At 27.1% G+C, this 6,553-nt stretch carries 4 protein-coding genes; 2 read left to right on the plus strand and 2 right to left on the minus strand.

Annotated features, from left to right (window positions below):
* The first annotated feature begins 253 nt into the window (after positions 1-253).
* A complete protein-coding gene (locus tag CD113_RS11095) occupies positions 254-1,198 on the plus strand; it encodes an IS30 family transposase (protein WP_002461611.1) in 945 nt (314 codons plus the stop codon).
* A 152-nt stretch (positions 1,199-1,350) separates the two neighbouring features.
* Here the strand turns inward: CD113_RS11095 and CD113_RS11100 are convergent, their stop codons facing one another.
* Positions 1,351-2,841 (minus strand): glycosyltransferase, encoded by a 1,491-nt coding sequence (locus CD113_RS11100; RefSeq protein ID WP_002461612.1) that lies wholly within the window; start codon positions 2,839-2,841, stop codon positions 1,351-1,353.
* 259 nt (positions 2,842-3,100) lie between these two features.
* On the opposite strand from CD113_RS11100, the gene CD113_RS11105 reads away from it, so the two are divergent.
* Positions 3,101-4,738: a phospho-sugar mutase gene (locus tag CD113_RS11105; protein WP_002461613.1), complete on the plus strand. Its 1,638-nt coding sequence runs from the start codon at positions 3,101-3,103 to the stop codon at positions 4,736-4,738.
* A gap of 66 nt (positions 4,739-4,804) precedes the next feature.
* Here the strand turns inward: CD113_RS11105 and CD113_RS11110 are convergent, their stop codons facing one another.
* The gene (locus tag CD113_RS11110) at positions 4,805-6,292 is read right to left on the minus strand and encodes a glycosyltransferase (protein WP_002461615.1); all 1,488 of its coding nucleotides are present in this window, start codon (positions 6,290-6,292) and stop codon (positions 4,805-4,807) included.
* Positions 6,293-6,553: the final 261 nt, after the last annotated feature.

A 6,553-nucleotide genomic window follows, 5' to 3' on the forward strand; every position in this document is an offset into this window, starting at 1 on the left:
CAGAAGGTATCTCAACAACTAAAATCAAACAAGAATTATACGGTAAAGACTCTAAATAATTTATAACAATAAAGTAAATTGGGCTAATAGAAAATTTTAAGTTATTTTCTATTAGTCCGTTTTTTGTATTTTTAATATGAGACGGATTGTAATATTAAGTGCAACACTAATAAAATTTCATAAAAAATGCCCATGATTGACACTTTGTTGTAAGATGTTAATAACCACAAAAACATATACAAAGAGTGCCAATATGAGCTATTACCATCTTACAATAACCGAACGTGCAAGTATAGAGATTCTTAACAAAGAAAACTATTCATTAAGAGCGATTGCTCAAAGATTAAATCATTCAGTATCAACGATTTCTCACGAAATTAATAGAAATAAAAGCAATGACAACTATGATGCTTCATACGCTCAGAACAGTTATAAGTCGAAGAAAAAGAACTGCGGTCGACACACAAAATTAAACATTAAACTAATAAATAAAATTATTCATCATTTAAAGTTACATTGGTCACCAGAACAAATCGTTGGTCGTTTATTACACAATCAAATTTGTTTTAAAACCATTTATAGATGGATTAATTCACAAATGCTTAATTTTGATGCATTTCCTTATCTTAGACAAAAAGGTACAAGACGACTTCCAAGAGAAACTAGAGAACATTTTAATGTTGGAAAACTAATCACTCAACGCCCGAAAGAAGTAAAAAAACGTGCTATATTTAGACATTGGGAAGCTGATACCGTTGTTTCAATCAGAGGTAAAAGCAAAGGATGTATCGCAACTTTCACAGAAAGAAAATCTCGCTATTATTGTTGTTTGATACCCGATCGTTCATCTAAATCAATGGAACATGCCATAAAAGAACTGATTTTTACTTTTCCTAATGAATCTGTTAAAACTATAACAGTAAATCGTGGTAAAGAATTTTTTTGCTATAAATCGATAGAACAAGAATTTGGTATCAATATTTATTTTGCCGACCCTTACTCAGCCTGGCAACGTGGTACTAACGAAAATTCTAATGGTTTACTTAGAGAATTCTTCCCAAAGAAAACAGACTTAGCAAAAGTAAATCAAGAAGAATTAGATTATGCTTTAAATTCTATTAATAATCGACCAAGAAAATGTTTAAATTGGAAAACAGCTTATGAAGTTTTATGTAACGAACTGTTGCACTTAAATTGACAACTCAACACAGAAAAAACACCTCCGTTTAGATTCATTTTACACGAATTCAACGGAAGTGTTTTTTCTATTTCCACTAAATGGGTCAGCTCGGTATTAGTGAGTGCTTTTTCTTTATTATTAACATATTTCATAAGTATTGAATTAAAAATTTATTCCAAACCTTCAAATAGCTTACTGAAATTATATACTGCTGTTTGATGACGTAAGCTTTCATTAGTTTTAACATTTTCCAATGGATGATTAACTATTTCTGCCATATACTTAGCAAATAATTCAATATTGTCAGCTTCAACTAAATATCCATTTTGTCCATGGTTAATAATTTCTGATGGACCATAACGAACATCATAAGAAATGACTGGACACCCCACTTCAATACTCTCCATTACAGTTAAACCAAAACCTTCAAATTTACTTGTTAATAAAGATGCTCTTGACTTTTGAAACTCATTTAATGGTTCATTTGTAAAATCATAGAATTCAACTTTATCTTGAATACCAAATTGATTAATCAAATCTATCATCATTTGTTTTTGACCTTGTTCATCTGCACCATAAATAGATAGCTTAGTTGAATAACCGAAGTCTAAAAATTGTTTATAAGCTTTTATAAGATGATCTAACTGCTTTTGAGTACCTAAGCGTCCTAAGAAAATAAACCGGTCTAATTTTTCAACACTATTATCTCTATTATATTCTTTAATAGAATGGGGAATTATAGCAATCTTATTATTATTAATATTTAATTGTTGTTGAATATCATTTTTTTGTTTTTCAGTTAGTAATAAATATTTTGAAACTTTATCTGAATTTTCTAAAGCAAATTTATATGACCCTTTAATTTTTTCTCCATCTAGATGACTATTATGAAAAACTAGAATATTTTTCGTTTTGTGATATTGGTTTAATAAAGGTCTATCTAATAAACGTGCATCATTAAAAACAATGTCTCCATCTTTAAATCTATTTTCAAAATAATATTCAAACATTTCTTTTTCTGTTTTGAATGCTTTAAATGGTCTACCTTCTTTATAAATTTCAATATAGTCTAATTGGTTAGTTTCATCATTATCGTAAAACTTCTTACAATAGATATTACCTTCTGTATCAAAATATTCTTCTGTCATCCTAACAAAATTTTTTCGTGAAAAGTATTTCTTTCTATGCAATTGACCAAATTCATTATATTCCCAACGTTCAATTTTCTTTTTACAAATAGGTGACATAAAATCTTCAAATTTAACTATTTTTGAATTTTCATATAATTGTCGATATAGAACATATCTTTCTTTGTTGTAATATCTAATCGCATTTTTATTTTTGTCTTCTTTAAATGTCAATCCATCAATTTTTTCATCTAAAGTTTCATATTTTATTTTGTTGGTAAAAATAGTTTTGGGTGTATTAAACAATTTAAAATCACTAAGCCAATCATAAATATTTTCAAACTCAATATTTTCAGTAACTTTAGCGCTATCAATAAAACTTTTATATACAGATGGATAATTTTCATTATAATTCGTAGTTAATATTTTATTCTTTATATTTAGTTCAGTGTCTAACAATTTTATTCGACTTAGCAATGACTTGGTACGCCCTCCATGGACTTGTGGTAATGTACTTGTGACAGTATATATCATATTTTTGTCCCCTTGTTATTAATTGAAATTACTATGTTAATTATAATGAAAGACACAATATTTTTCCATATATTTAAATATATGTATATTTTTTAATAGTTATTATGATTAGTTGCTTATACTAAAATAATTACAATTATAATATTTGTTGTTTTTTGTTATAAACTATTGATAATGACATATAAATCATCAATATCTTGTTATATAATGTAAATATTACTTAAATTAATAATATTGTTACTTGAAAGGACGAAGAGAAATGAAACAGGATTGGATTGAAAAATTAGATGAGAGTTTCGTAAAACCTTTCTATGTTGAGCAATCAAAGATTGAGCAAGACGAAGGTTTTAATAGTAAACTTAGTTTTGGAACTGCTGGCATAAGAGGGAAATTTGGTTTAGGTGAAGGCCGATTAAACAAATTCACAGTTGCTAAAGTTGCTTTAGGCTTAGCACAATATTTAAAGAAACAATACAATACACCTAGTGTAGTTATTCATTATGACACAAGACATTTGTCTCCTGAGTTCGGTAAACTAATTGCTCAAGTATTAGCTTCACATCAAGTTATTACTTATTTGCCTGATTCTTACAAAACAACACCAGAGCTTTCTTTTGCTGTAAGATATATGCATGCTTCTGCAGGTATAATGGTTACAGCAAGTCATAATCCTAAAGATTATAACGGTATTAAAGTTTATGGTCCTGACGGAGCACAACTTGGTACTGAGTCATCTAAAAATTTGAGTAATTACATTAATCAAATTGGTAATCCATTATCAATAGATATCGAGAGCTATGTTAGTAGTAACAAAGAATATATTCGAACATTAAATACTAAAGTGAGACAAAATTATATTCAAAATGTTGTTAATTTAACAGATCATATTCCAAATTCAGACTTATCTGTAGTTTTCACAAGTCTTCATGGTACCAGCGTACCTATAGTTCCTGACATATTAAACTCACTTAACTTTAAAGAATATACTTTAGTTAAGTCACAATGTATACCGGATTCAAATTTTAGTTCCGTTAAAAGTGCCAATCCCGAAGATCATAAGTCGTTCGATAAATCTATTGCTCTCGCTAATAATATAGGTGCTGATTTAATGATTGGTACCGATCCTGATGCTGATAGATTGGGGTTCGTTGAACGTGATAGCGAGGGTAATTTAACCTATTTTAATGGTAATCAAATTGGTGCTTTATTATTAAATTACCGCATTAAACAAACAACTAATTTAAATAACCGTTTAATGATTCAATCCATTGTTAGTAGCGAGTTGGCTAAGTCATTAGCACGTCTTCATAACATCGCTATAAAGGAAGTGCTTACTGGATTCAAATATATTGCTGAAGAAATTAGCTGTTTGAATAATCAAACAAACTTTATTTTTGGTTATGAAGAGAGTTATGGCTTCTTAGCTGAATCATTTGTCAGAGATAAAGATGCTGTGCAAATTGTCCCCTTACTCATTAGATATGCAGCTGAGTTAAAAAATAAAAATCGTACATTAAAAAATGAACTTGATGATATCTACGCTAAGGTTGGAATTCACGAAGACAAACTGTTTTCACATACATTTGAAGGCTTATCAGGAAAAGAGAAAATTTCAAATATTATGGATAATTTTAGAAACAATACACCTAAACAAATTAACGGTTTAGAAGTAACTTCTATAGAAGACTATTTAACAAGTATTAAAACCAATATTTTAACTGGAGAGAGTTCAAAAATTTCGTTACCTCAAGCAGATGTTATTAAAATATATTTTAATGAAGGATTTATTGCTTTACGTCCTTCTGGAACTGAACCTAAGATAAAATTATATGTATCATTAAAAATTAATCAATTCGAACAAGTAGCTGAAAGTATAAATCAAGAGATATTCAATTAAACTAATTAATTGAATATCTAAAGTCCTCATTCACAATCTTTAAAAACTATGAATGAGGACTTTTACTTATAATCCTTTAAATAATTGTTCGTAATATCTTTGTTTATTTTCTTCTTTTAAACCTTCTAAAGTAAATACTTCTTTTAAAGGATTCTCAATTATTTTAATCATTACCTTCGATAATTCATTAATATTATTAGGTTCAACCAGGTATCCATTTTTCCCATTTTGAATGATTTCACTCGGGCCATAATCAATGTCATATGCAATAACTGGACATCCTACTTCTATACTTTCAATAGCTGTCAATCCAAATCCCTCATATTTACTAGTTAACAAAGAGGCTTGTGATTTCTGAAATTCCATCAATGGTGAGTTAGTATATTTTTTAAACTCAACATAATGGTTTATATTATATTGTTCTATTAGGTTTATTAAGTCTTTTTTACAATTATCTACATCCGAACCAAAAATGACTAACCTAGTATCGTAACCATAATCTCTTACTATTTTAAACGCTTCAATAATGTGATTTATTTGTTTTTCTTTTGCTAACCTTCCTATATAAACAAACCTATTTAATTTATTTTCTTTATTCTTTTTACCATAAGGTTTTATAGTATGTGGAATAATTTGAAATTTCTGATTTGGTATATGATATTTTTTTTGAATATCTTCTTTTTGTTTATGTGTTAATACAATATATTTTTCTACTTTTTCATAATTTTCTAAGGCGAATTTATATGATTTTGAAATTTGTCCTTCTTTCTGATGACTACTATGTAATACTAGTATATTTTTCGTCTTATTATTTTGTTTAAGTAACGCACCATCAAGTAGTCGAGCATCATTAAATACAATGTCTTCATCTTTAAATTTTCTTTCAAAATAAAATTTAAATAGTTTTTTTTCAGTGCTAAAGGCTTTAAAAGGAATATTGTTTTGATAAATTTGAATATAATCTAACGTATTTTGATTGTTGTTTTGAAAATACTTTTTACAATAAACATTACCTTCAACATCTAAATATTCTACCATATGAATATTATCAGTTTTAGTATTGAAAAAAGTTTTCTTATGGAGTACGCCATATTTACTATAATCCCAACGTTCTTTGACTTTCTCTGTATCAGGATCAATAAATAATTCATATATCAAAATATTTTTTCTTTTTTGATATTTTCTACCTAGGATATACTTACCTTGATCAAAATATTTGATTAAGCTATTGTGATTATCTTTTTTTGATTCATACTGTTTTATTTCTTTATCTACTTTTAGAAATTTAGGTCTATTAAACCACTTATTTTTGGGTTTTTGAAAAATTTTATAATTCGATAACCATTCATAAATATTTTCAAATTTAGTATTTTGTGTTATTTTTCCCTCATTTAAAAATTTCTGATAAACATCTGGATAATTTATATTGTAATTTGTTGTTAAAACTATATTTTCTATACCTAAAGACTCATCTAAAAATTTTATTCTATCTAAAAGCGACTTTGTTCTACCTCCGTGTGTTCGTGGTAAGGTACTTGTAATTGTATAAATCATAAAGTTATCCTTTCTTTATCTATTAATTTTTATCATAACATTAACAATGTTATTTTCAAATTTCCAATAATATATTTTTCATATTTTCAGAAATCAAAAAACTACAAAATACTATCTAAGGTTATACTATTTAATCACATTAGATATAATAGCTTGATAGCAATTTGTAGTTTAGTGTCTATATTAATTTAAGTCTAATTTTTCAATGAAGTCTTTAATTTCTTTTTTCATGTTATCATCTTTTAACGCATAATGTAGAGT

Origin of the sequence: Staphylococcus simiae (assembly GCF_002902085.1) — a bacterium.
Classification (GTDB): Bacteria; Bacillota; Bacilli; order Staphylococcales; family Staphylococcaceae; genus Staphylococcus; species Staphylococcus simiae.

Bases quoted from the DNA above. Each gene is read 5' to 3' on its own strand.
- CD113_RS11095 (WP_002461611.1), top strand. From the start codon at position 254: ATGAGCTATTACCATCTTACAATAACCGAACGTGCAAGTATAGAGATT.
- CD113_RS11105 (WP_002461613.1), top strand. From the start codon at position 3,101: ATGAAACAGGATTGGATTGAAAAATTAGATGAGAGTTTCGTAAAACCT.
- CD113_RS11100 (WP_002461612.1), bottom strand. From the start codon at position 2,841: ATGATATATACTGTCACAAGTACATTACCACAAGTCCATGGAGGGCGT.
- CD113_RS11110 (WP_002461615.1), bottom strand. From the start codon at position 6,292: ATGATTTATACAATTACAAGTACCTTACCACGAACACACGGAGGTAGA.